At 58.0% G+C, this 24892-nt stretch carries 21 protein-coding genes and 1 tRNA gene; 14 read left to right on the plus strand and 8 right to left on the minus strand.

The window, feature by feature from the left end:
* Positions 1-18: 18 nt before the first annotated feature.
* The 4 genes from HMPREF9238_RS05040 (at position 19) to HMPREF9238_RS05055 (ending at position 2835) form a co-directional block, all read left to right on the plus strand.
* Positions 19-981, plus strand: a complete 963-nt coding sequence (locus tag HMPREF9238_RS05040) for a metallophosphoesterase (RefSeq protein ID WP_016444369.1) — start codon at positions 19-21, stop codon at positions 979-981.
* Between the two features lie 82 nt (positions 982-1063).
* Positions 1064-1137: transfer RNA gene (locus HMPREF9238_RS05045), tRNA-Pro, on the plus strand.
* 255 nt (positions 1138-1392) lie between these two features.
* Entirely contained in the window at positions 1393-2094 is a 702-nt protein-coding gene (locus HMPREF9238_RS05050; protein WP_016444370.1) for a hypothetical protein, read from the plus strand.
* Positions 2095-2130: 36 nt separating this feature from the next.
* Positions 2131-2835 (plus strand): hypothetical protein, encoded by a 705-nt coding sequence (locus tag HMPREF9238_RS05055; RefSeq protein ID WP_016444371.1) that lies wholly within the window; start codon positions 2131-2133, stop codon positions 2833-2835.
* A gap of 487 nt (positions 2836-3322) precedes the next feature.
* On the opposite strand, the gene HMPREF9238_RS05060 is transcribed toward HMPREF9238_RS05055, so the two are convergent.
* Together HMPREF9238_RS05060 and HMPREF9238_RS05065 are read right to left on the minus strand one after the other, a co-directional pair.
* The gene (locus HMPREF9238_RS05060; RefSeq protein ID WP_016444372.1) at positions 3323-4333 is read right to left on the minus strand and encodes a DUF5692 family protein; all 1011 of its coding nucleotides are present in this window, start codon (positions 4331-4333) and stop codon (positions 3323-3325) included.
* 2 nt (positions 4334-4335) lie between these two features.
* A complete protein-coding gene (locus HMPREF9238_RS05065; protein WP_232217632.1) occupies positions 4336-5301 on the minus strand; it encodes a hypothetical protein in 966 nt (321 codons plus the stop codon).
* Between the two features lie 320 nt (positions 5302-5621).
* Between HMPREF9238_RS05065 and HMPREF9238_RS05070 the strand changes: the two genes are divergently transcribed.
* The 3 genes from HMPREF9238_RS05070 to HMPREF9238_RS05080 all read left to right on the plus strand — a co-directional run bounded on the left by HMPREF9238_RS05070 (position 5622) and on the right by HMPREF9238_RS05080 (position 8420).
* The gene (locus HMPREF9238_RS05070) at positions 5622-6986 is read left to right on the plus strand and encodes a DUF5692 family protein (protein WP_040316491.1); all 1365 of its coding nucleotides are present in this window, start codon (positions 5622-5624) and stop codon (positions 6984-6986) included.
* A gap of 230 nt (positions 6987-7216) precedes the next feature.
* A complete protein-coding gene (locus tag HMPREF9238_RS05075; protein WP_016444375.1) occupies positions 7217-7981 on the plus strand; it encodes a YwiC-like family protein in 765 nt (254 codons plus the stop codon).
* 49 nt (positions 7982-8030) lie between these two features.
* Entirely contained in the window at positions 8031-8420 is a 390-nt protein-coding gene (locus tag HMPREF9238_RS05080; RefSeq protein ID WP_016444376.1) for a phage holin family protein, read from the plus strand.
* Between the two features lie 23 nt (positions 8421-8443).
* Here HMPREF9238_RS05080 and HMPREF9238_RS05085 read toward each other — a convergent pair whose 3' ends face one another.
* Together HMPREF9238_RS05085 and HMPREF9238_RS05090 are read right to left on the minus strand one after the other, a co-directional pair.
* On the minus strand, positions 8444-10018 hold the full coding sequence (locus tag HMPREF9238_RS05085) for a hypothetical protein (RefSeq protein ID WP_016444377.1): 1575 nt from the start codon (positions 10016-10018) through the stop codon (positions 8444-8446).
* Complete coding sequence (locus HMPREF9238_RS05090) at positions 10015-10257, minus strand: hypothetical protein (protein WP_016444378.1); 243 nt, start codon at positions 10255-10257, stop codon at positions 10015-10017. The genes HMPREF9238_RS05085 and HMPREF9238_RS05090 overlap by 4 nt, the downstream gene beginning before the upstream one ends.
* A gap of 146 nt (positions 10258-10403) precedes the next feature.
* Between HMPREF9238_RS05090 and purB the strand changes: the two genes are divergently transcribed.
* Complete coding sequence (gene purB, locus HMPREF9238_RS05095) at positions 10404-11846, plus strand: adenylosuccinate lyase (protein ID WP_016444379.1); 1443 nt, start codon at positions 10404-10406, stop codon at positions 11844-11846.
* Between the two features lie 102 nt (positions 11847-11948).
* On the opposite strand, the gene HMPREF9238_RS05100 is transcribed toward purB, so the two are convergent.
* A complete protein-coding gene (locus HMPREF9238_RS05100) occupies positions 11949-12509 on the minus strand; it encodes a hypothetical protein (RefSeq protein WP_016444380.1) in 561 nt (186 codons plus the stop codon).
* Positions 12506-14062 (minus strand): PGAP1-like alpha/beta domain-containing protein, encoded by a 1557-nt coding sequence (locus HMPREF9238_RS05105; RefSeq protein WP_016444381.1) that lies wholly within the window; start codon positions 14060-14062, stop codon positions 12506-12508. The genes HMPREF9238_RS05100 and HMPREF9238_RS05105 overlap by 4 nt, the downstream gene beginning before the upstream one ends.
* Positions 14063-14216: 154 nt before the next feature.
* Here HMPREF9238_RS05105 and HMPREF9238_RS05110 point away from each other — a divergent pair, with 154 nt between their 5' ends.
* Positions 14217-14447, plus strand: coding sequence for a heavy-metal-associated domain-containing protein (locus HMPREF9238_RS05110; RefSeq protein WP_016444382.1), 231 nt, complete (start codon positions 14217-14219; stop codon positions 14445-14447).
* Entirely contained in the window at positions 14444-16813 is a 2370-nt protein-coding gene (locus HMPREF9238_RS05115; protein ID WP_016444383.1) for a heavy metal translocating P-type ATPase, read from the plus strand. Before HMPREF9238_RS05110 ends, HMPREF9238_RS05115 begins: the two co-directional genes overlap by 4 nt.
* Before the next feature lie 84 nt (positions 16814-16897).
* Here the strand turns inward: HMPREF9238_RS05115 and HMPREF9238_RS05120 are convergent, their stop codons facing one another.
* Positions 16898-18862 carry a DUF6541 family protein gene (locus tag HMPREF9238_RS05120; protein ID WP_016444384.1) on the minus strand — a complete coding sequence of 655 codons (1965 nt, stop codon included), beginning with the start codon at positions 18860-18862 and terminating at the stop codon, positions 16898-16900.
* A gap of 20 nt (positions 18863-18882) precedes the next feature.
* A complete protein-coding gene (locus tag HMPREF9238_RS05125; protein ID WP_016444385.1) occupies positions 18883-19665 on the minus strand; it encodes a DedA family protein in 783 nt (260 codons plus the stop codon).
* A 127-nt stretch (positions 19666-19792) separates the two neighbouring features.
* On the opposite strand from HMPREF9238_RS05125, the gene HMPREF9238_RS09130 reads away from it, so the two are divergent.
* The 4 genes from HMPREF9238_RS09130 to HMPREF9238_RS05145 all read left to right on the plus strand — a co-directional run bounded on the left by HMPREF9238_RS09130 (position 19793) and on the right by HMPREF9238_RS05145 (position 24880).
* Complete coding sequence (locus HMPREF9238_RS09130; RefSeq protein WP_016444386.1) at positions 19793-22354, plus strand: lysylphosphatidylglycerol synthase transmembrane domain-containing protein; 2562 nt, start codon at positions 19793-19795, stop codon at positions 22352-22354.
* A gap of 95 nt (positions 22355-22449) precedes the next feature.
* Positions 22450-23229: a DsbA family protein gene (locus HMPREF9238_RS05135; protein WP_016444387.1), complete on the plus strand. Its 780-nt coding sequence runs from the start codon at positions 22450-22452 to the stop codon at positions 23227-23229.
* Between the two features lie 3 nt (positions 23230-23232).
* Positions 23233-24084 carry a cytochrome c biogenesis CcdA family protein gene (locus HMPREF9238_RS05140; RefSeq protein WP_016444388.1) on the plus strand — a complete coding sequence of 284 codons (852 nt, stop codon included), beginning with the start codon at positions 23233-23235 and terminating at the stop codon, positions 24082-24084.
* The gene (locus HMPREF9238_RS05145) at positions 24074-24880 is read left to right on the plus strand and encodes a hypothetical protein (protein WP_016444389.1); all 807 of its coding nucleotides are present in this window, start codon (positions 24074-24076) and stop codon (positions 24878-24880) included. The genes HMPREF9238_RS05140 and HMPREF9238_RS05145 overlap by 11 nt, the downstream gene beginning before the upstream one ends.
* Positions 24881-24892: the final 12 nt, after the last annotated feature.

Raw genomic sequence — 24892 nt, forward strand, 5'->3', positions numbered from 1 at the left:
TCGCGAACATGGAGGAACATGAGCGCGAGGAAGTTGCTTAGTTCAACTGCGGTAGTTGCTACCGCGGCTGGCGTAAGCGTGGCCGCATGGACGCAGATTGAGCGGCGCATGCCGACGTTGCGCCGCTACGTGGTAGAACTTCCCGAGGGCCTCGAAACCCCAACGCTGCGCATACTGCAAATCGCGGACCCTCACCTGTACCCTGGCCAGGACTTCCTCGTGGACTTCATTCGGGGACTCGCAGATGAAAATTTCGACTTCGTGGTTGCAACGGGCGACAACTTTGGATCGATTGCAGGTGCGGACATGGTTAGGCGTGCTTTCGAGCCGCTAATGGACCGGCCTGGAGCATTCGTTTTTGGCTCAAACGACTACTATTCGCCACGTAAGAAGCGCTGGTCCACTTACCTGACCGGTCCGTCAAAACACAGCAAGAAGCGAAACGTGCCGGACCTACCGTGGGAAGATCTCGCCAGTTTCTTTGAATCTGCTGGTTGGGTGAATCTGACTAATCAGGCGGAAGTCATTGACGTGCCTGTAAAGGGATCTATTTTTGAGGGCGACGCTGGACAAACTGGCCTGGTGCGAGTTGGCTTGATTGGTGTTGATGACCCGCACATCAAACGCGACCGCATCCCGGAGCTGCCGGACGGCTGGTACGCGGCTGACACGATTCGACTAGGCATAACGCACGCCCCCTACCAGCGGGTTTTGAACGAGTACACCTCGGACGATGCGCACCTGATTCTTGCCGGACACACACACGGAGGGCAACTGTGCGTGCCCGGGTATGGCGCCCTGGTTACAAACTGCGACCTGCCGCGCGAGCTTGCCTCTGGCCTGACCATTTGGAGCTTTGCCGGCAAAGAGTCGCCACTACATGTGAGTGCCGGCTTGGGCACCTCACCTTACGCGCCGGTTCGCTTCGCGTGCCGGCCAGAAGCCTCCATTATCGAAATGCGGCCGGCGGTCCGCACCTAACCGTTGGAATGTGAGGTAAACGCATTCCTTTCAATTTTGGGGTTTGGCCCCCGCTGGTTATACTTGTTGAGTCCAAGAGACACGGGGTGTGGCGCAGCTTGGTAGCGCGCTTCGTTCGGGACGAAGAGGTCGTGGGTTCAAATCCCGCCACCCCGACACACTGCAAACCGCGGAAACTCAAACCAAAATGAGTGTCCGTGGTTTTTCTAATTTCGGCTTATAGGTCATTTCGGGCAACTGATTCTTTAACGGGGATATTTCTTTGGTCATCGAATACCCGAAGGACCAGCCTTCGCGAGATTGCATTAGATACGCTTCTTGCCGCTTTCCCGGTGGACTTCTTGGTGAACTTTTACCGCAAGCATTTTGGCTGGCGCCCGGGCTGGAGGCTTGGTCGGTGGTGGAACATCCTTGCTTACGCAGAAGATCTCCAACAAGCCTATCGACTGGAAGGAGGTAGGAATTGCTGCGACTGTTGGAGCAGTCACCGGCTTTGTTTCTATGGGTGTTTCGAACCTAATTGGCGCCAAGATGGCCCAGGCGTCCCCAGCAGCTCAAAAAGCCCTGCTCACGCATGGGAATGTAGACAAGGTGCGTTCGGCTGGGACAGGGCTCTGGTCCCGGATGAATGGAACGTCAGCAATCCAGCAGGCAGTGAAGTACGAGGCTAAAAATAGCCTCAATATGGCCACAGATAACTTCACAAGGAAACTGCTAGGCGATATGGCTGGTGAAGTTGTGAGCTCCAATGCAGGATACGCAACAGAAACACTAATAGACGCGAACAAGATTTTCACTGTTGAAGGGTTGGCAACAAGTAACGCAAAGGGCCTAGTCAATGCGGCTACAAAAGCGCATGCAAGTGCTCTCACGTTTGGCGTCAATCCTATGCCTCTAGATGCGGATACAGCCTCCTTGGGTGAGAAGTGGGGTCGAGGCATATTCAAGGGTGCTGTTGACACCACGCAACGATCGTTTGTTGATTTTGTTGGTCACAACATTAAGAATGCTACTGAAAAAGATAGCGTGGATGGGGTCACTATGGGCGTTGACCATTCTGTCAATTTGGCTCAAGGGATCGCGTCAGGCATTAAAGACGGACTTGGAAAATAGAAGGAATTATTCAATGAAAATAGGAGGAATTATTCAATGGTTGAGCCGATGAAGTTTGGGCCGGAACAGAATATATGGTCCCCATACAATAAGAACTTGCCGCTCTTGTTGCGGAAGATGAGCAAGTACCCCGAAGAAACACGAGTATTTAACCAGGCACCAATTCTACTGGGTGTGGGAATACCCGGAGCACTCCTAATGACCCTAACAGCACTAATCATGACACCCGCTTACTTCCGCGGTACCAATGATGACCTCGCCTCGGTTATCGCACCAATACTAATGGCACTCTTTATGTACACCCTGACGGCTATCGGACTGTTCCGCCGCTACGGTGTAGACCAAGACAAAGTCTGGTCAAAATTCGGCAAGATTTACTATAAGGAAGTCCGCTTCGACGAAATCACTGACATCAAACTCAGTGTTACCAACCAGCGCTACAAGTTCTACAAAGGTGACAAGAAAATCAACCTGGACTACACGCGCTTCGACTACACCCTGGCTTTCATCCGCCTACTAGAAGAACTCCAACACCGCCGCTTCACACTCTACGGAGTATCACCAGATGACCCCAGCTGGGAAGACGAAGCCCAAATGGCCCGAAATGACGTAGCCTGGAAGGCCTATGACAACCACCGCAAATACTACAACTCCCACCCCGAAGAACTCGCCAAACTAAACGCGCTAGTCCAACCACCGACAACTGCTAATACTGCAGCAGAGTCAGAACAGCCAACCTAGACCCGCACCGAACAGCTACTGCCTCACCAGACTCAGAAGAAATCACCCAAACGGGATGCTCACACTCACCAACCGACCGATAATTGTGCGTTCGGATGGATGACCCTAACTCTAAATTCTTTCGCTCTCCAGACACTTCCATGTCACCCGACTTCGCGCATCTGATTAACTTTGATAAGCTCACGCGGTCCTGAACACTTGGAAGCAAGCGGTTTGGAAACTAGCGAAATCATTCGGGACGAAGAGGTCGTGGGTTCAAATCCCGCCACCCCGACACACTAGCTAGGAGTTTGAACCTCCTAGCTTTTTTGTTTCCCACAAAAACTCCGACGAGGTGAGGTAACTATGTCTGCACGCCTCACCTGCGACCTCGAAACTAAACATCTAACCACCTTTCTATTGAGGCGAGGGGCAGGCCGCGTCCTAGTAACAAAAAGTTGGAGGGCGCCGTAGCGCCCTCCAACCAAATATCAGCTCTTTTCAGCCACTACCGGCTAAAACCAGCCTCTTGAACCGTCTTGCCAATGCGGTTTGCAATACGCTGCTTGACCTCATCGGTAGCCGTATCACTAATGAGGTTCGGGTTGCCAAAGGCATCCGGGTAAAGCTCAACCTTTAGCGGATTACGCTTCGTCTTCACGATCCACCAGATGTGGTAGACAAACAGACCCGCGTTGAACACGAGCGCCAAGAAAGCGATGGTGAACATTGCCGTCGGGTTTTGGCTGTGCTCGTGCGCGAACTGCGTCTCATAGGTAAACCGTGGGAACGTGAGCACAAACGCAGACCAGAACGTGAGGGTGTAAGCCCGGTACTGGATCCAAGCACCTCGACCCGTCTTCATAAACGCCGGAATGGTACATGCCGCAAGCAGAGCGACACCCGAATACCACGCGCGATCAGACAGGCAGTTGTACACGTACGCAAAGTTCCACAGGTCGTAGCCAATGATCCACCAAATCGTAAGGTCAGCCCAAATAATGTGCTTGTCCTTCTTCGAAACGTAGATCCCAACCCAGCCCGCAATCATGATCATGTTCAAAATGCCTGCGATGGCATTCATGATGTTCCACGGGCCACCCATAGTCCAGATACCGCTAACCGGATCTGCACCATGAATTCCATAACACTGGAAGTCACGAATCACGGCCTCAAGAATGTTGACCGCCAGAATGAACGGCGGAATCAGCAAATAGTAATTGTTACGCCGCAACTTCGGGAAGTACTGCAGCGCCACAAGAGACAGCGAACCGAGGAGGGCGGAGTATTGCTTAACAATCGCGAACCAGCCTGCACTCTGAGTTCCCTGCGTTGAGTAGGGCCACCAGAAAATGGTTAGCAGTACGGGGATGACAATAAACAAAGCGATTGCCGCCCACTTGCTACGCACCGCTATCCAAGCCAGGAACGCCAAAGCGGCGATCACAACGGCCAGCATCGCGTAATCCCACCACTCTCCTACTTCAAAAAAGAAGAGATTGGCTTGCAAAGGTAACACGGTTAGTTTTCCTTTCCCCATCCGGGAAGGTACGTCTTCTCCATCTTCTGGCGAATCTGCTCGTCCCAGCTGAAATCCGGCTCGGACCAGCCGTCGAAGTATTCCTTATCAACGCGGTCCGCCCACGGCGAATCCGGGCCCGTTGGAGGCCAATCCGGATTGTCGGTAACCGGGGGCCTGATCTCCGCAACCGCGGGGGCCTGCCTGCCGTAACGGAACCACTGGGTTTGCGTGTCCTCAAACAGCGGGGTGCCAGACCAGCGGCTTGCGGGAGTTCCTGACTTGAAGAACTCGCCTCCCAAAACGCCGCGCATGAACTTCGAGTGCCACTGTTCCTTCTTACGGAACTCAGCAACGCGCTTCACGTAAATATTCTGCATGTGCGCCATCACGCCGCCGATCAGCTCAATGTTGATCCAGTTGATCGCGTTGTTCCACAGGTTGTCGTCCTCAAAACCAATGCGCCAGTGGTTGATGAGGCGGGTGCGCTCGCCCTCCAGTGGAACCACATAGAAGCACCAAGCCGCCGCATAATGTTTCATGCCCGGGTAGCGGAACGCGTACGAGCCGGGAGCAGCTGGCGGATTCTTAGTGTCAACCCACTGCACCAGGTACTTGCCCGGAACCACGTCTGCCCACTCCATTGACATGCCGTGGTAGTCAAACGCCGCAATATCGCCTGGAGCAATAGCGTCAGCGTTTTGGAACTCTTCCTGAATCTCGTACTGGTTGAAGAACGGTAGCCGCGCAAACGCTCTTTCTAGGAACTCTGAAGAGTACGAGCCTGCCTTCTGTGCGCCAATCTGCTTGAAAATGCGGTACACGGCGTAGGCCGGCGCATCAATGTCGATCGCATAAGTCGACGAGCGCCCGTTGGTGTAGTTCGCATCGATAATGTCATCAGCGGGATACACCCACTCTTGTTCCGCTTTTGTCGCCTTACCGCTGAACTGGGAGAAGTAAACCATTCCTCCCAATGTTGCGGCGCCGGCAACGCCGGCAGCTTTTAATAACTTCTTCGTCCTTGAAGAGGCCAAATTAATCACCTGCTATTTACTGTGTAAACTTCGACAAAATTTGTGCCAAAGATTTGATGGGTCGTATTACAAATTAACATTGAGCTAAGTCACAAAACCTCAATACCAACTGCAATTTTGTCCAGCTTCACGCGGCTCTATTGAACAAATTTTGAGTTCAATATTTACGACTGTCTCAGCGATAAACTTTGAGTGGATTTTACTTATGTGATCCAAATCATCCCAACACAGTTATTAAGAAAGTCAGAAAGATGGATTCCCTATTCTTATGGGAGGTCGGACCTCTTCGCGTCTGGATCATCTGGATAGTAGTTTTTGTCGCGCAAATCGCCATTGCCGAAATAAACAGGCGATGGAACTGGACAATTTTTGCGCTGTGGACAGTAGGGGGCGTCCTTATGATGCCCTACGCCGCAATCGTTGGTGAACCCGTTTTTGGCTGGTTCCCATTTGGCAAATACGTCCTCATGGTCCTCACCGCAACCATGACAGGCACGCTGCTGGTCATAGGCAAACGAAACCCTGAACTAGCACGCAGATACGCCATTTGGTTTGGTGTGGCCCTGTGGATCGGCCTTGTTTTCAACATCATGGAAGCAAACATCCGCGACGTCGTGATCTACTTCCAAGCAGACACCTACTACCAGTGCGCAGCGGACTGGCAATGTTTGAAGGGTATTAACGACACCCACGCGGCAGACATGCTGGCCGGGCTACCCGAGGCGCGCGGAGTCACCGAACCCCTCCACTCGGACGCCTGGTACCAGGCTCTTGCCGCTAACTTCGCAACCGGCCACGTAGGCATCGACCCCGCAACCGGCTTCCGCACCATCGGTGGATACTGGAACCTGATGAGCGCCGCCGCCGGCCTCCTTAACTGCATCACCGTAACCGGCCTGGGCAAGATCATCGTCTCTTCCAGGGGTAAACAGAAGGTTCAAGGCCTGCTCTGGGTTGATCAGGTGTGGCCCTGGATCATCGCCTACGACCTGTGGAACCACGCCTTCTTGTACAACGCCCTGGCAGACTACACGTGGTACTGCACGCTAGCGCTACTGTTGGCCTGTACGATCCCGGCATTCACATGGGCTAAGGGGCAATGGATCTGGTTCCGATGCTTCACGCTGGTGTTCTGGATCAGCTTCTACAACTGGTTCCCCTACTTATCAACGCCACCAGGAGCGATGCACAACTTCGCAACCATGGATCCGAATGCGAACATTTTCAGCTCCGGCTTGGCACTCGCTTTCAACATTGGCGTATTCATCTACTGGCTCTACAAGGTGGTCAAGCACCGTCGCAACCCGATCACCAACGCACTGTTCTTTGAGATGGGTGCTTTCCGGAACCTCGTTAAGGAACACTGCGACGACAAGGACAAGTACTTCCTGACCGACATGATCCCCGAAACCCCGCGTGAACTTGGATTTGAACCCGAATCCGACACGCCTCCGGTTGACGGCTACGTAAGCTACATGCCGTGGTGGAACAAGGTAGACAAGCGTTGGCCGAAGCTACGCACACCGCTTTCCGCTGACCCGAAGCTTGTTGAAAAGGGCATCAAGTCCGACCCCCAGTGGGACGTAAAGCCAAGCGACAAACAAGCTGACCAGTAACCTTACATATCCAACTAAATGGGTTTCATACCCTAAGCGGGGCGCACGTGTTGTGTGCCCCGCTTTTCTGACATCCTGTCTGGGCACAACCACACCGCCAGATTTGGGCGACATTTTGCCGATTAGTCGCTTATGCGAGGCGTCTGCGCAGTTTACTTACACCAGTGCTCGAGTTTAATTGGGGCATGGGTAGCGTTAGTTCATCAAGAAAAAAGAGGTCACCCCTCGTAATGAATGGCTGGATTCCAGACCAGCACGGGGCGTGGCCCATGGCGCTAATGCCGCTAACCGCCGGCCTCATTATTACTACCCCCAAGACTCCCGCGCTCACGTTCCTAACCCTGGCCTGGGTCAGCGGCTTCCTGCTATTTAGCGTGAGTGAAAAGTACATTAAGTCTCGTTTCCGGCCTCGCTACCGGCCCGCGACTATCACCTACGCTATTTTGGCCGCAGCTTTCACCGCATTGACACTGCTTACCGCTCCGAACTTGTTTTGGTGGGCGCTGTTGTACGTTCCGCTGATTGGCTACTGGGCATTTAGTGTGTGGCGAAGAAAAGAACGTGATCTTGCGCCTCGTTTTTCCACCATAATTGCAGCGGCGCTGGTTATCCCAGTTGCAGTTAATACCTCAAGCGGGGCGCCTTGGTTCGCGCATTTCGAAAAGAGAGCGTGGCTTATGGCCGGCCTGCTGGGAGCATACTTTGCTTTAACCGTGCCGTACGTGAAGACGCTAATCCGGGAACGCAACAATCCTACTTGGCTACACGGCTCGATTGTTGGGCACGTGATCGCAACCGTTATTGTGTGGGTTTTCTTCGCACTTGATCTGGTTCCAATTTGGCATGCGCTGGCGTGGGTTTTAGTTTGTGCTCGAGCTATCATGATGCCGCTAATTGCTACGCACCGTGGTAAGCCCTGGCGCCCGGCCGTAGTGGGCACGGTAGAGACCGTTCTTTCGCTATTAGTGTTTGCCGCATTGCCGTGGGCCGTGTAGCCTCGGTCGCTAACGCGCGCACCCGGCATTGCAGACATACACTAGAATCATGGACTTCTCACTTTTACTTATTGCAAACATGGTGGGTATTTGGTTTGCCAGCCTCATAATTCCGGGCATCGTGCTCCCTTCTGCGGACGGAGCCGGGCAAGCTATTTTGATTCTGGCTGTTATCGCCCTCGTATTCACCGGACTCAACCTGGTTGTGCGCCCGTTGTTGAAGGTACTGACTTTCCCCATATACCTCCTTACCTTTGGCCTCTTCTCCCTTGTGGTCAACGCCCTCATCTTCATGCTGACCGGCTGGGTAACCACCCAAATCGGCTACGGCATGGAAGTCACCGGATTCTGGGCCGCCCTGTTTGGCGCCATCGTGACAGCAATTTTCTCGTCCATCGCCGGCGCGATTTTGGCCTCCACGGTGGGCGCAAAGAAGTAACCACCCCCCTCAACCGGCCAGCGCTACCGTCTTGTAAACGCGTAGCGCTGGCCGGTAGTTTCACTACCCGCACTCAGCCCAAGAGCGCGCTCGCGCCTCTCGTTCCACGCCTGCAGGTCTTTGTTCCCCATGCTCTCCGCAGCCTTCGCATCCAGCGCGTACTGGGTTAAAGAGTGTGCCTCTGCTGCCCTCCCCGAAGAATAAACCGCAATGTTAGAGGGCGAAGTCTGCTGCCTTGCCCCATCCAGGGCTGCCACAAAATCGTCGGCATTCTCATACGAAAGCACCAGTGTTGAGCTTGGAATCGGCATGGTTGAAATTGGGGATCCAGCTGCCACCACGCTGGCCACCTGAAAGCGACTATTGAACACCGGGTTTGCCGCCATCGCGCCAGCCACCATACCACCCTGCGAGTGGCCGGCAAGCTCCACCACGTCGCCGGGCTGCGCCCCCTCCAACTCTAACGCCGCCATGATCGCGGACTGCTCATCTGCCGGAACGGCGGCCAGAAGTTGCAAATTCGCCTGCAGATCTTTCGGGTTAGGTGTACCCGGCAGCCACTGCTGCGTGCCACGCACAATCACCGACCACGACGGTCTCGCACCCCCATTGTCGTGACGCAATATCTCAAACTCGCCGTGTGAAGAGTCATCTCCCTTTGCACCCGCAGCGGTTGGATTCATCCGCATTTCCCGCACCCGCTCCACCAAATCGCTAGCTCGATGCGGCGTTGCCACACTGGAGCGCGGCGCCTGCACACTAGCGCCACCGAGTACCCCTACCGGCAATACCGTTGCGGTTAATGGAGGATCTAACAGCGGCTGCACGTTGGCAGAAAGCTTTGCGTCCCGGCGCAAACTAAACCCCTCGAGACCGACTTTGTATGATTCGCGGCTCCACACGAGCGCCGGATCGGGAGAGTCCGATCTATGCATCACCAGATCACCTTTGTGCGTTCCCGTCAGCTTCTCTACTGCGGGGTACACCTGCGTTAATATTGCCGCTGAGCGCTCCAGCGGCGTATCCGCACCTCGCTCCAATCTCCACCGCTTTGCCGCGAGCGCGGCGAACTGCGTGGCTACACTTACCCGATAATTCGATCTGTCAGAAAACCCCCGCACAGCGGCAGTCAAGGCTCGCACGGACCAGTCTGCTTGCGAAATGAGGGGGCTCAGATACTCGCCCAACATTGTCATTCCCGCCTGCGCGCGATCAGCGAAGCCCAAGTTGGCGTGCTGCGTGCCGATCACCTGCGCAAAATTCAGGCTTGCGGTGGCTTCGGCTCCCTCATACACGTTGGCGCCCAGGTTCAAGCTTGCCGCAAGCGAACTCATATTTTCCCGCGCCACCTCCAGCAATCCAGCCACATCCGCCAGTCGGGAACTTGCGTGCAAGTAGCCGGCACCTCCCATCTCAAGTGCGCCGGAGAACCCCGTGGAAAACAGCGGTTCAAACTGGAGTGCTCCCGCGCTTGCCACCACCCTCGCGCGGGCCGAATCTAACGCGCCTACCGAAAGGCTCACCAAGTGCGCCCCGTCTCGAACACTACTCACATTCACACGTACCGGCCCCGAATCAATAAACACCGCGCTACTCATAGCACCCCCAAACACGCGGCACTCATCTGCGCGTAGTAGTCCATGCGCGCAGCAATCGCGGCCTGCCTGGCATCAAACAAGCGGTGGCGCAACTCCACCAGTTGCCCGATGTGGGCGCTCAGCTGCGCGTTCGCCGCGCGCGCTGCCTCACCATCCCAATCCATGCGCACGCCCGCCGCGTACGAGATCGCTAAATCTAAAGCCTGCAGGCCAGCTTCGGCCTCGAAAATCGCATCCATAGCCCCAAACCTAAAGGCCGCTCCAAACGCACATCGCAATCGATTTTTGAGATCGTGGATACACGCGCTCGCGCAAAGGTTGTGGACAGGTAGCCAAAAGTCGGACCGGTGCCCAAAAGCCGCCCGTTTTGTGTCACGATGAAGGCATGGCGTACGCAAACGAAACACTGCAAGACATGGCGCAAATGCAGCCTCCTATCGCACTTGGCGCACTGGACGGACGCTACCGAGCTGCGGTGGCACCACTTGCCAACTACTTCTCCGAAGCCGGCCTGAACCGCGCGCGCGTGTATGTGGAAGTGGAATGGCTCGTCTACCTTCTGGACAACAACGTCCTGCCTGGGGCGCCCCGCCTTACCGACCCGGAGCGCGAATACCTGCGCGCACTCACCCGCGACTTCAACTCTGACACCATCGCTGAACTTGCCAAAACCGAGGCCGTCACGCGGCACGACGTCAAAGCCGTTGAGTACTACATCAAAAACCGGCTCGAAGCCGCTCCCGCCGCGCTGGGGGAAACAAACCTGCCCGGCCTGCACGAGGTAGTGCACATCTTCTGCACGTCCGAAGACATCAACAACCTGGCCTACGCGCTCGTCATCCAAGCCGGCATCCAAAACGTTTGGCTACCCGCCGCGCGCGCCCTTAAAGAGGATCTGCTGACCCGCGCCCGCCAGAGTGCGGACGTGCCGATGCTTTCACGCACGCACGGGCAGCCGGCCACGCCCTCGACAATCGGGAAAGAACTCGCGGTATTCGCCTACCGCCTGGGAAGGCAGATCAAACGCGTAGAAAATACCGAATACCTGGGCAAAATTAACGGTGCCACCGGCACATTTGGCGCTCACGTCATCGCAGTTCCAAGTGCAGATTGGTTTGAAATCTCACGCGGATTTGTAGAGCACCTGGGGCTCACTTGGAACCCCGTCACCACGCAGATTGAGAGCCACGACTGGCAGGGGGAACTGTACGCCGACATTGCACGCTACAACCGCATCGCCCACAACTTCGCAACCGACGCGTGGACCTACATTTCACTGGACTACTTCCACCAAAACCTCGCGGCACAAGGATCTACCGGATCTTCCACAATGCCGCACAAGGTGAACCCCATCCGCTTCGAAAACGCCGAGGCGAACCTGGAGATATCTAGCGCGCTCCTCGACACGCTCGGCGCCACGTTAGTGACCTCGCGGATGCAACGCGACCTCACCGACTCCACCACGCAGCGCAACATCGGCGTTGCCATCGGGCACTCACTGCTTGCCCTCGACAACCTGCAACGCGGCCTGGCTGGCATTGACATCAACGCTGAAAAGATGGCTGCCGACCTCGACGGCAACTGGGAGGTGCTGGGTGAAGCCGTCCAGCAAGCCATGCGCGCTGCCGCCATCGCGGGAGCCAGCGGCATGGAAGACCCGTACGAGCGCCTCAAGGAACTCACTCGGGGCAACCGGGTAACCGGCGTCCAAATGCGCGAGTTTATCAAGGGGCTCAACATGCCGAGCGACGTGGAAGAGCGCCTGCTTGCGCTCACGCCCGCAACCTACGTTGGGTTGGCCGCGAAAGTCATCGACTACGTGGACTAACTGGCTGGATATACACAGAGGGCGCGGATCCTGAGGGGCCGCGCCCTCCTCCGTACCTACGCGCCGGCGCCTATCTGGGGCGCGTTTACGGCCTCCAAAATTTCACGGCTTCCAGGTAGGATCCGAGGCTGGCGCCCCAAACCTCTCGTACAGCTCGTGGGGGCGTGCAACCTCATCTGGGAAATCCAGGTCTTTCAAAGTCCACTGCTCGCCCGGGCTCGACAACCTCACCTGCAATGCCACCGGACTCTTCGGCGCCCCATCCCACACGTAGCGTGCCACGCGCTCCAACAAATCCGTGGGCGAAACCGGCATCTGCAAAAGCTCCACCGACGTGCGCACAAGCAGCGGTTTACCGAACGACTGCTTCGTCTCCACCCCAACATCTGCCAGTCCCGGCACGCGCTCCAACTTAGCTTGCAACAATTTCAACAGTTGCTGATCCTGCCTCGACGCTGCCATCGGCTTCAAATACTTCACCGCTGCTCCCGCGCCCACCGCTGCCACCCCAAGGCCGCCAATCAGCAACGGGTTACTAATGGTTGGCATTTTGCGAGAGCGGGGTGCGCCCGACTCAAACTTATTCACCGGCAAGGTTTCACCCATGCTGCGCACAATCCGGCGCCACCTATCAGCTCCCGGCAACGGCCACGGATCACTCATCGCGCCTCCCCTTTACCCATCCTGCGGTCCTTCCATTGTGCCAGCGCCGGCCGCACCAGCGTGGTAACCCGGCGGTCGCTAACCTCGCTGCCAATTAGCGAGGGTGGGTAGGCGCCCTCCGGCATTGCCGCAAACACCTCGATCGCGCCCTCCAAATCACGGGTTGAACCGCTCAGCAACTCTTGCACAATCTCGTACACGTACACGCGCGAAGCCTCACCCTCGCGCGGCAAATACGGCTCAATTCGCGACACCGTGCGGCCAATGCGTGACTGCGGTGACACTTTCGCGCGACGCTCCATCAAATGCACCGTCTCCGTGTAGGTAGACGATGCGTGCGCATAAAAGAGGGCGCCCGTGCGGGGGCGAATCAAATGTCGGCCCACCACCACGCGATCATCCACCCGGCGGCGCGGACGGCCATCGAGGGAGGGAACCACGTCCTGGTCATGTTCCAACGTCAAAGCCGCAACATCGCGCGACACGCGCAAACGCCGGCCCGGTGTGCCCAAAGTAATCACCCCGCGCACATTCACCTTGCGCGGATGTCGATCCGCCAACGACAGCGCCACCATGCCGCCTTGTGAGTGGCCCATAATGACCACCGGCTCGCGCACCATGTCACGCTCACTCACGCCCTCCAGCGCCATCGCGTGACGAAGCGCCGCCACCACACCCGACTGCATCGCAGAGGTGAGGCCCAAAACCTCACGCGTATTCGTCTCCGTATCCGCAGGATTCAGCGTCGATTCTGGGCTCAAGTGGTCCGTACCGGGAAGCGAAATCAACCAGCGCCGACGCTGGCCCTCACCTACGCTCGTTATCTTCACCGGCTGGCCCAAAGCTTCCACCCAGTACATGTCGTCAATATCAGCCGCCATGTCCATCAAGGTTCGCGGAGCCTCCAACCTGCGCGGGCGCACGTTAGGCGTGCCCGTGGGCAAATCCAAAAACTCGCCGTCCTGATACCACAAGTTTGCGGTTACCGTTCCCCCACGGAACCATCCCACCGCCGTACCAATCGTCAAATAGCTGACCATCAGCGCCTCAAAATCGCGCCTTGGCACCAGCGGGAGCATCCTTGCCGCCCGACCATCCTTATCTAAACCAAGTGCGATCTTCGCGCGCAGATAACCCCGGCCTGCCGCCACCGGAACGCGCCAAGCGCGGGCGAAGGCCTGCACCACCAGCGTGTCCAAACCCGGATTGTCAAAAAAACGGCGTTGCGCGTCCTCCAACAACTGCTCCCCCTGGCGGGCAGAAAACTCGCGCATCGCGGCCTGCGCCGAAGGGGGAAGCGGCGCGGACTGCGCGATCATCGAAAACGCGAAGTGCGCCCCCACCTGAACAACGAGCGGGCCCAACACATCTATGGCGTCGCCCAGCCACATCGTCTCTGGCACTCTGCGCGCCCCGTAATACCTGGGTGTTTGCCGGTGCCTGCGCGGAGTCACGTCAGCGTCTTCCGCTACCGGCGAACGCCGCCAAAAGCGTCCAGAAATTAGTGCTTCCTGGCGCGCAAGAAGACGAGAAATCCGCGACCTGTCGGCCATAACACCACCCCTCCTGGACGTAAGCACCTGCCTCTCAACACCACTTTAGCGCCCCACCCCATCTATCGACACTGCAAATTTTGCGGGCTATCCTAGAATGCGAAACATGAGTTTTGCGCGAATATTCGCGCAAAAGCACACTTAGGAGAAGCAAATGGCGAACATTGATCTCGATGTTAAAGGCATGACCTGCGGACACTGCGTCATGTCCGTAACCGAGGAGCTATCTGAAATCGGAACCGTCGAGTCCGTCAACGTCGACCTTTCCGGTAACGCCGACGTGGCGTCTAAAGTGCACGTGAGTACCACCGGCGATGTCAGCGATGACGAACTTCGCGACGCCATTGTCGAAGCCGGATTCGAACTGGCAGGCATCAACCGATGACCCCAAGCCCACCGCCAGCCAAGACCCCGCAAGTAGGTGAGGCAACCCGCGAACGCGCCGAAGACCTGAAGAAAAGGCTAATCGTAGCCGCAGTGTTTGCGACTCCCGTAATGGTCCTTTCAATGGTTCCCGCGCTCCAATTTCCCGGCTGGCAGTGGGCGGTAGCCGCCCTGTCCGTACCCGTCGTGGTGTGGGCAGCGTGGCCCTTCCACGTCGCCGCTGCAAAAGCGGCAAGACACGGCTCTTCCACCATGGACACGCTGGTATCCATGGGCGTGATCGCCTCTACCCTGTGGTCACTTTGGGCCCTATTCTTTGGCGGTGCCGGCCACATCGGCATGACCATGAACATGAGTTTCATGCCTCGCCACGCCTCCACCAACCACGCTGAAATCTATTTTGAGGCCGCCACAATGGTGGTCACTTTCCTACTGGCCGGACGCTACGCGGAAGCTCGCTCCCGCTACCGCGCCGGTGACGCCTTGCGCTCCCTGCTGGAACTCGGCGCGAAATCCGCGAACCGTGTGAAACCGGAGGGTGGCATTGAGGTTGTGCCCGTCGACACCCTGCGAGTTGGCGACAAGATCGTGGTTAAACCCGGGCAGAAGATTCCCGTTGACGGCACTATCGACACCGGCCACGCTACCCTCGACACGTCTTTACTTACCGGCGAATCCATTCCCGTGCATGTTGGCCCCGGTGATGTGGTAACCGGCGCCACGATCAACACCGACGGGCAGCTAACCATCACGGCAACGCGCGTTGGAGCCGAAACCACTCTTGCCCGCATTGGCCAGATGGTGACTGCCGCGCAGGCCGGCAAGGCCCCCGTGCAACGCCTAGCTGACCGCGTTAGCGCAGTATTCGTACCCGTCGTTATCGCTGTTGCCGTCCTGACGCTGATCGGCTGGCTGATCTTCGGCCCCGGTGTGCAGCCCGCATTTACTGCGGCCGTGGCAGTGCTGGTGATTGCGTGCCCGTGCGCCCTCGGGCTGGCAACGCCCACCGCACTGCTGGTTGGATCCGGCCGTGCCGCCCAGCTCGGCATCGTCATCAAAGGCCCGGAAATCCTCGAATCTACGCGTGAAATCGACACGATGGTGCTGGATAAGACGGGAACCGTGACCAAAGCGAAAATGCACGTCACCTCCCACTTTGGGCCCGATGAAGTACTGCGCCTGGCCGCGAGCGTGGAGGCTGGTTCTTCCCATCCCGTTGCCACCGCGATCACAAAGGCGTTCGCGACTGACGTGCAGGCTGAAGGGTTTGTAAACCACGCCGGCTCCGGCGTTTCCGCAACGGTTGGTGGCAAGCGGGTGTTTGTGGGCAGCCCAGCGTGGATCCAAAAAGTTGGCTTCTCGTTGGAAAAAGTCCAGGAAGCTATTACCGCCGCCCAGCAAAGTGGCACCACAGTCTCGGTAGTTGCCACCACCGACCTTGACAACGTTATTTTGGGCGAAGAACACGAGGTTGCACTGACGGACACGGAAGATTCTGCGGCCGGCAAATGGGCCGTGGATCTTAGCGTTGGGGGGATGACGTGCGCGTCATGCGTGAACCGGGTGGAGCGCAAACTCGGCAAAATTCCCGGTGTTAGCGCGCAAGTGAACCTGGCCACTGAGGCCGCGCACGTGGTACTTGACGATGCGGCAATCACCAATGAGCAACTGATTGAAACTATTGAAAAAGCCGGGTACACGGCCTCTTTGACCGGACGGACGCAAATTCCAGGAGGCGGCGTAGGGCACGCGCTGGTCACTACTACTGGCTGGCAGGAAGCCCGCGTTAGTGGAGGATTTGGAGCCGCTGTCATTGCCGTTGCGGACGAAGTGAAAGAAACATCTGCCGAGGCTATCTCGCAGCTACGAGACCTGGACATCGAACCCGTGCTGCTCACCGGCGACAACGAGAACGCGGCCAACCAGGTTGCCCAAGAAGTGGGGATAACGCGGGTTTACGCGAACGTGCTACCAGACGAAAAGCGCGACATCGTAGCTCGCCTACAGGCAGAAGGGCACAACGTGGCGATGGTTGGCGACGGCGTGAACGACGCGGCCGCTCTTGCCCAAGCTGGCGTTCAGGGACTGGGTATGGCCATGGGCTCGGGCACCGAAGTAGCAATCGAGGCCGCCGACATCACGCTGGTTGGCTCCGACTTGCGCTCCGCAGCAACCGCGATCAAGATCTCTCGCCAGACCCTGCGCATCATTAAGCAGAACCTGTTCTGGGCGTTTGCCTACAACGTTGCGGCCATTCCCCTGGCCATTGCCGGCCTCCTCAATCCCATGATCGCAGGAGCCGCCATGGCGGCCTCATCCGTTATCGTAGTGTCCAACTCGCTGAGACTGCGGAGCGCGGAAAAATAGGCTTGCAACAAGGCTAGCCGGAGGTTTGCAGACGTTCTAACCGGAGATTTGCAGGCGGTCTAGCCGGAGGTTTGCAGAATTTAACTACCTGCAGGCAGTTATCTCATACAGCGTTGCCCCATCAACACGCTTCACAACCTCGAAACCGTGCGAGGTATCAACCCCGTAAAAGCCCGGGCGAACCTTCGAGCGCATCGTCCGATAGTACGGCCTGTCTGCGCCCTCGTAGAAATGGGTTACGCCAATCCGATTTAGCGTCTCACACACGGCTGGCTCCGTATGAATGTGGTTGAAGTTCCACGGCAAAGCGCGCACATCCTCATCCACGTCAGAGTGCGACAATCCAGGTAGCACTACGCGCACGCCTCCAAGCGACTGGAAATACACCGTTCCCACGGACGGGTCACCCAGTACCAGAGCGTCGGGAGGGAGCATCGCCGCAGCCTCGCGGAACAGATCCAGTTGCTCACTAGACGCCATACCGGCCGGCCCCAGATGCTGCGGGTCATACACCGCGCGCACAGCCAACGACCTCGAATCAATCGCACCAACGCCACTCAACACAACGATCAGCAGTACCGGAAGAGCCTGGTGCATGGGCCTCTTTTGCCGTAACCGCGTCGAAAAACGGAGCGCGCCAAGCGTGAATAAAAGCACCAGCACAACCTGCATCGCGCCCATCAGGCGGCGCGGATCTGAATACCACGGGCCCGTCAGAATCTGCAGACCAAAGTTAGGGGCATACGCCAAGAACACCAGAACCGCGAACACCATCCACGTGCCAATCAGCCACCGTGACTTCGCCAATGCCCGCGCCCGCATCAAACCGAGCACCAGCAACCCGGCGAACACCACCATCGCAAGCACAAAACCCAGTGCCATCGGAAACGGAGGCACCGGCATCAACGGGCGCACCACGGCGTCTAGCAAGGAACGACCCCGCTCAAAACTGGCCGTAGCGAGCGTGCGCGGATTAAACATTGCAACCCCCACCACCACGACCGTCAAAACCATTGCCGTACCCAAAAATGCGACGAGGCCGCGGCGGCCAGCCTTACGCGCGCCCCGCATCAGACGAACCATCGCAGCCGTAAAGGGCACCAGCACAAACGCGAACGCGTTGAAGAACGAAATCGGGTGGATCGCAACCGTGCCCAGCGCGCCGAGCAAGAACAGGGCCGTCCAAATCGCGGCGACGCGCCACTGGTTCGAGGCAAACAGAGCCCTCACCCATGCGTTTCCAACCACCCACGCCAGCGTCAATAGGCCCGGCAAAAGCGCCATAGAAACCGCGTTCGGCCACTGCGCGTACATCGAGATGAAATCAGCGGGGAAACTCAAAGTCAGCGACGCGATCACCGCCGCAGTAAGCGTTGCCCTGCGATCCTCCCACAGGTAGTGCGCGAGGGCCGCCATCCCCACTATCCACCAAACCAGAAGCGCCAGTGAGGACGTGTTTACCGTCTGCACAACCGTAGAGGGCGTTGCAAACAGGGCGGCAAACGCGTGCCACATAGCCGGATAATACGTGTGTGCCTCACCCATCACAGAGAACAGAGGGGACAGGCCAAACAGCGAACCGTCACCGGAGTGCACCATCTGCCACACGCCGTTGTAATGGAACGATGGATCCCACTGCTGCAGGGGATTACGCGGATCAGCGAACGCCAGCAGCGGCAATGCCGCAATCGTGAAACCACCCGTGATAGCGCCAATCAAAGGCCAATCCCAACGAGCCGGAGAAGTCCCGGCAGTCACCGCGCGACGTCCTCGACGAACAATCAAATCAACCACAAACCCGGCAGCCGCCAAGATCATCAGCGTGGTCACCGCAAACCCCGCCGACCAGCGGACGCCAAAGCGCGGCGCCAGATTAGCTAAAACCGCAAGGAAACCAAACGACAGCAACGGCGCGGTTGCAAGCTGCACCAGAGTGCCCACCCGTCGATCTGCAAAACGGAAACTAAATACCCGCAGCCACATCCAGCCCGGAAGTGCCGCAACCAGTAACATCGCCACCAAAATCGGCAACTGCAAAACCCATGCCATTTGCGAACCTAACGCCGGCTCTACTCCGAATCAGACGAGGAAGTAGACGAGGACTGCGGCTGTTCATCATCGCCCACAACAACCTCGGCAATCTCCTGCGCCACATCAAACTCATTCTTACTGCGAATACGGTGCAAAACGTACTCAAACACCATCGGCAACAGCGACACAAAAATGATTACGAAAATAATCACCGTCAGATTGTCATGAATAAACGCCACTCCGCCCAGCGCCGCGCCCACCACCGTCAGGCCAGTGCCCCACAACAGTGCGCCCAGCAGATTCCACACCGTGAACTTCATGTGGTTATAACGCGCGATGCCCGCCGCAATCGGCACGAACGTGCGCACAAACGGCACAAACCTGCCGATCACCAGCGAACGGCCACCATAGCGCGCAAAAAAGTTCTCCGCCTGCACCAAATACTCGGTTTTCAAAACCCGTGCATCATACTTAAACAAACGCCGACCCCAGTGGTGGCCAATGTAATAACCCACCTGCGAACCCGCCACCGCGCACACCGTAATCGTGAGCACCAGAACGAACAGGGACAGCCCCAACTGCGAATGCAACAAACCCGCAGTGAACACCAGCGAATCGCCCGGCAAAATCGGGAACAACACGCCCGACTCGATAAACACAATCAGTGCGACGCCCGCCAAAACCCACGGCCCCATCGCAACCAGTAGGGTCTCCGGATCCTTAAACCACTCGATCACCGTCTCCAACCAAGACGGCGCGCCCGGCACCACCTGTAAAATCAAATCCGAAATCGCATTAGCAAAAGCACAAGTAAGCGACAAGGAAACCCCCTAACAACAGTTCGACAACAGCCTAACCGCGCCCACAAACAAACCCTCACCACAAACTACAAGTGTTGTTAGGTTCACCAAAAACCACTATCAGGCAAACTCCACGTAAGCTGTAACCATGAGCGCAACCCCAGTCAGCTACGAGCCCACGCCCGTATCGCGCCTATGCGGCCCCGTACTCGTCGCCGACCGGCGCAGCACCCGCGTGCGGCGCACCCGCGATCTCATCGACACTACGCTCGCGCTCCTCGCCATTGGCCTCATCCTACTCATCGGCGCCTTCGCCCAATCCACCACCACCGCCGTCACCGAAGACGTTCGCAGCGCCCTCTCCGGCGTACTGCGCCAAATCCTGCTTCTACCCCTCACCCTCGTCGAATCCATCGTTGTTCTCGCCGCCCCCATCTTCATCATCGTCCAACTAGCTATCCGTGGGCGCCTGCGCCAAATAGTTGAAGCCGTCATCACCGCAACCGTCACCGCGCTTCTCATGACTGCGTTGCTCTCCGCCGGCCCCCACCTCCCCCTCGAAATCACCGGCCCACTGGTCATCACCAGTGTCACCGGCACACACCTCGCCCTCGACACGCTCATTGCCGTCCTCGCCGCCTTCCTCACTAGCGCATCTGAAGCCTCCGAATCCAAAGCCGTACGCTACACGTGGATATTCCTCTACGCTATGGCTTTCGTCTACGTCCTGCGCGGCACCCTCACCCTTCCCTCCGCTCTCGTCACCCTCCTCATCGGACGTGCGATCGGGTTGCTCTCGCGCTACATTCTCGGCTACAGCGAAGAACGCGGCGGCCCCACCGACCTCGTTGACGGCCTGCTCCAAATCGGTATCACCCCCGCCCGCATCGTGCGCGCCGACCTCGACACCGAGCAGCACCCCCTCGAAACCACCATCGTCACCGAAAAACCCGGCGACCAAACCAGCTGGAGCTCCGCCTACCTCCCCCTCGTAGAAAACCCCGAAGCCGCCGCCGAACACGACGTCGGAACCCTCGAATTCAGCACGCTGAAAAGCCTCGCAGCCGAATCCGACCGCCACTACGTGTGCTGGGACACGAGCGGCACCCAATACGACCTCATCGTCCTTGACCCCGACACCGAATACACCTCGCTCATCCACGACCTGTGGAGCAACATCCGCCTTAAAAACCTCAGTAGGTGGATCGCGCCTTCACTGCAAGCCACCGCCGAACGCGGTCTGCTGGTCAAAATCTCCGCGCACAACGCCGGCGTCATGACCCCCAAACCCATTGCCGTCACCTCCGCAGGCAGTTCCGTATTCACCGTCCAAGAACCCGTATTCAACGCCACGCCCCTAACCGAACTTGCGCCCGAACGCATCACCGACCAAATCCTCGACCGCTTCTACACCGAACTCAAACGCGCCCACCATCGCGGCATTGCCCACCGCTCCATCACCGCCACCTCACTAGCCGTAGATGAAGGGGATCGCACGTGGATCCTTGGCTGGGACGAAGGCCAAGTAGCGACCTCCAACGTCAACCGCCACATTGACATTGCGCAAATGCTCACCGTCCTCGCTCTCATCACCACGCCTGAACGCGCCCTTGCCTCCGCCAATCGCGTATTCGGGCAACGCACCCTGCAACTCACCGCGCCCGTCCTGCAAAAAGTGGCCCTCCCCGCACCCACCCGTGCCGCCCTGCGCCGCTCCGGACTGCTGACCGAACTGCGGCAAAACATGATCGGGGAAATACCGCCCCAACAGGTGCCCGAAACGCCCCTCACCCGCTTCTCCCTCAAAACCGTTATTCTCGCCATTATTGGCGTCATCGCCCTGTGGGTTATCCTTGGCTCCCTCAACTTCGAAACCGTGTACGAGGCCGTCCAAACCGCCAACCCTTGGTGGATCCTGGGTGCCTTTGGCCTGGGTCTCCTCACCTACATTGGGGCCGCGATCCCACTGGCCTGGTTCGTGCCCGAACGGCTCAGTTTGCGTGAAACCACGCTCGTGCAAGTCGGTGCGTCCGTCGTCTCTCTCGTTGCCCCCGCCGGCATTGGCCCTGCCGCGCTCAACCTGCGCTACCTGAACAAACGCGGCGTCTCCACACCCGTTGGCCTGGCCACGGTTGCCCTCATCCAGTTCACCCAATTCGCCACCACCGTCATCACGCTGCTACTCGTCATCCTCGTCACCGGGCGTTCCACAACCCTCGACATCCCCTCCGGCACTGTGGTGTACGTGGTGGGCGGCCTCGTCACAGCGGTGGCGATAATCCTGGTGATCCCCAAGCTGCGCAACATGATCTGGGCAAAACTTCAACCCAGCTGGAACCAGATCCGGGAACGCCTCGTGTGGGTAGCCAGCCAGCCTAAACGCCTCGCCATTGGCGTGCTTGGCAACCTCATCATGACCGTCTCCTACGTCGCCGCATTCGGCGCATCTCTCGCCGCGTTCGGCTACAGCCTCGACGCCACCACCCTGGCCATCACGTTCCTCGCCTCCACCTCCCTCGGCTCCGTCATCCCCGCGCCGGGCGGTATCGGCCCCGTCGAAGCCGCACTCACCGCCGGCCTTACCGTTGCGGGCATCCCCTCCGGCGTCGCCATTTCCACTGCTCTCGTCTACCGCCTCGTAACCTTCTATGCCCGGGCGCCACTGGGCTGGATCGCCCTGCGCATCCTGCAACGCCGCAACCTCATCTAACGCGCCCGGTGAAAATCCCGGGCACATCACTCCTCGAAGTAACCAAAATTCGCACCGAAGATGACAAGACAAACAAGTTATGTGAGTGTTTAAACATGGAAAAAACTTTAACCACGACGCTTAAGAACATCCTCATCGTCATTGCGATAATCCTCGCCATGGTGATCTCGTTCTTCCTTGGCCGCGCTAGCGTGAATGCGCCCGAGGCACAGCCTGCGCCCGAAAAGCAGCAATCCGCCGAAGCCGAACCCTCACAAGCGGCTACCGAAAGCCCCCAGTACGCTGATTCGCAGGAAAAACCAGAAATTCTAGAACTGCTGCGCGCCCAACCACGCCGCGTAAACGGTGACCCGCGCGCAATGGGTAAAGTGGACGCGCCCGTCGTGATGGTTGCGTACGAAGACTTCTCCTGCCCCATGTGCACCGTTTTCTTCACCAACGTCTACCCGCAACTCAAACCGCTCGTTGACGAAGGCAAACTGCGCATCGAATTCCACGACCTCACCATCTTCCCCAACTACGGTTCCGACAAAGCCGCGCGCGGAGCGAGGGCCGCCGCGAACCAAGGCAAATTCTGGGAATACACCGAAACCGCGTACCACCTCGCCGGGGCTGGCAACCACCCCACCTACGACGACGCGAAAGTCCTCGAAATCGCCCAAACTATTGGCATCACCGACCTAGACAAGTTCGAAGCCGATTACAACGCGCCCGAAACTACGGCCTCCGTCAAAGAAGAAACCGACCACGCCATGATGAACATCGGCATCACCGGCACACCGTTCTTCATTGTCAATGACGCGGTAATCTCTGGCGCCCAACCCGTTGACTACTTCCGCAACACCATCGCGCGCCAGCTTGAACTAGCGGGTTAGCCTATGGAGATCAGCTACCTGGCTGCCTTTTTGGGCGGAGCCCTCATGATCTTCGCGCCATGTGCGGCCATGCTCCTGCCCGCGTTCTTCGCATACGCCTTCACCTCGCGAAAAACACTACTTGCCCGCACCCTCGTTTTCGCCCTCGGCGTCATCATCGTGCTGGTTCCCCTCGGAGCATTCGCAGGTAGCCTCGGCGCCCTCATTCGGAGCTACTCTCAAACCGTCACCCTGGTAGCCGGGCTGCTCATCATGGCGCTTGGCATCATCCAAATGTTCGCCATCTCCATCCCCACGCCGCGCTGGGCATCCTCTCTCATGACCCCCAAATCAGCGGGCAACCAGGCAGAAGGGGGAGCGCCCACAAACCTGGCGGTATTCTTGCTCGGCATCGGTTACGCCATCGCCGGCGTAGGATGCTCCGGCCCGATCCTTGGCGCCGTCCTCTCCTTCGCCACCCTGGGAGGATCCACCCTGACCGGCGCCCTCCTCATGGCCACCTTTGCGATCGGAATGGTCCTACCCGTCGCCCTCCTTGCCTTCCTCTGGGAACTGTTCAACCTCAGCAAAAAGAGCTGGCTCAAACCCAAACCCGCGAAACTGCTCGGCCGCTGGACCACCCGCATGAACATCATTTCCGGTGCCATCTTCGTAGTTCTCGGTGCGGTTCTCGTATTCTTTGGTGGGCAAGCTGGACTGCCCTCCATCCTCACCGCAACGCAACAAGTCGAACTAGAATCAAAGATCATAAACAACGTTGCCGGCGTTCCCGGATGGCTCTTCTTCACATTCGCCGCCGTCCTCGTTGCCCTCATCGTCGTCACCGTGAAAGAAAGGCGAAACCGTGGCAAATAAAACGCGAAGACACTGGATCAGGTTGCTACTCCAGTACTTCGCCGTCTACGCCCTCGTTTTCGCCGCTACCCTCGCCGGCCACTTTTGGGTGATTTCTAAAGGCTACGAACCCCTTCCCGCCCTGCTACGGCTACGCGAACCTATGTTCGCTATTTACGAGGTGGCGATCCCCATGATCCTCGGGGCGGCACTGGTCAAATACTTCGCGGTGCGCGCCCACCTCACTTACGTCATCTGGCGCGAACCCGAATACGTGCTCCCCAAAAATGGGGGCAAGGCGCCCACGTATGCGCCACCCCTCGACACCTCCGATGATCTTCTGTTGGGCACCGCGCTATCCTCAGATCCCGAACCGCTCTACGAGATCAACGTGCAACCACGCATATCACGCCTGTGGTGGCTGGCGGGAACGCTCGCAACGCTCGGCGCCCTCATCGTCATCACGTTCGGCCTCGCCGACAGTGAAGTCACCCCCACGGGCGCCGTCACCGGCCTTTTTGCCGCATTCTGTTGGGCATTCACGCAAGAATACCTTCTGCGCGGCCTCGTGGTCGCCAAGGCCCGGCGGCTGAGCCACACCGACGCGAAGCCCCTGCTCGCTTCCCTACTGCTATCAATCCTGTGGATGATCCCCATCGCTTTCACTGCGCCAACACTTACGAACGCCGTGATTCTCATAGTCCTGGGGCCCCTGCTGGGGCTGGGCACCTTTGCGTTGCGCCGCATGTTCACAACGCTCTGGGCGGCAATCGGCGCCCAGTTCCTGTTCATCGCCTCGTTCTACGTGCTGATCTAACAAAGGCTCATA

The sequence above is a fragment of the Gleimia europaea ACS-120-V-Col10b genome, from assembly GCF_000411155.1.
Taxonomy (GTDB): domain Bacteria; phylum Actinomycetota; class Actinomycetes; order Actinomycetales; family Actinomycetaceae; genus Gleimia; species Gleimia europaea_B.

Excerpts from the sequence above, each read along its gene's own strand:
- HMPREF9238_RS05040 (WP_016444369.1), top strand. The coding sequence starts at position 19 with ATGAGCGCGAGGAAGTTGCTTAGTTCAACTGCGGTAGTTGCTACCGCG.
- HMPREF9238_RS05055 (WP_016444371.1), top strand. The coding sequence starts at position 2,131 with ATGGTTGAGCCGATGAAGTTTGGGCCGGAACAGAATATATGGTCCCCA.
- HMPREF9238_RS05065 (WP_232217632.1), bottom strand. The coding sequence starts at position 5,301 with ATGGTTTACTTCTCCCAGTTCAGCGGTAAGGCGACAAAAGCGGAACAA.
- HMPREF9238_RS05070 (WP_040316491.1), top strand. The coding sequence starts at position 5,622 with ATGGATTCCCTATTCTTATGGGAGGTCGGACCTCTTCGCGTCTGGATC.
- HMPREF9238_RS05075 (WP_016444375.1), top strand. The coding sequence starts at position 7,217 with ATGAATGGCTGGATTCCAGACCAGCACGGGGCGTGGCCCATGGCGCTA.
- HMPREF9238_RS05080 (WP_016444376.1), top strand. The coding sequence starts at position 8,031 with ATGGACTTCTCACTTTTACTTATTGCAAACATGGTGGGTATTTGGTTT.
- HMPREF9238_RS05085 (WP_016444377.1), bottom strand. The coding sequence starts at position 10,018 with ATGAGTAGCGCGGTGTTTATTGATTCGGGGCCGGTACGTGTGAATGTG.
- HMPREF9238_RS05090 (WP_016444378.1), bottom strand. The coding sequence starts at position 10,257 with ATGGATGCGATTTTCGAGGCCGAAGCTGGCCTGCAGGCTTTAGATTTA.
- purB (WP_016444379.1), top strand. The coding sequence starts at position 10,404 with ATGGCGTACGCAAACGAAACACTGCAAGACATGGCGCAAATGCAGCCT.
- HMPREF9238_RS05100 (WP_016444380.1), bottom strand. The coding sequence starts at position 12,509 with ATGAGTGATCCGTGGCCGTTGCCGGGAGCTGATAGGTGGCGCCGGATT.
- HMPREF9238_RS05105 (WP_016444381.1), bottom strand. The coding sequence starts at position 14,062 with ATGGCCGACAGGTCGCGGATTTCTCGTCTTCTTGCGCGCCAGGAAGCA.
- HMPREF9238_RS05110 (WP_016444382.1), top strand. The coding sequence starts at position 14,217 with ATGGCGAACATTGATCTCGATGTTAAAGGCATGACCTGCGGACACTGC.
- HMPREF9238_RS05115 (WP_016444383.1), top strand. The coding sequence starts at position 14,444 with ATGACCCCAAGCCCACCGCCAGCCAAGACCCCGCAAGTAGGTGAGGCA.
- HMPREF9238_RS05120 (WP_016444384.1), bottom strand. The coding sequence starts at position 18,862 with ATGGCATGGGTTTTGCAGTTGCCGATTTTGGTGGCGATGTTACTGGTT.
- HMPREF9238_RS09130 (WP_016444386.1), top strand. The coding sequence starts at position 19,793 with ATGAGCGCAACCCCAGTCAGCTACGAGCCCACGCCCGTATCGCGCCTA.
- HMPREF9238_RS05135 (WP_016444387.1), top strand. The coding sequence starts at position 22,450 with ATGGAAAAAACTTTAACCACGACGCTTAAGAACATCCTCATCGTCATT.
- HMPREF9238_RS05140 (WP_016444388.1), top strand. The coding sequence starts at position 23,233 with ATGGAGATCAGCTACCTGGCTGCCTTTTTGGGCGGAGCCCTCATGATC.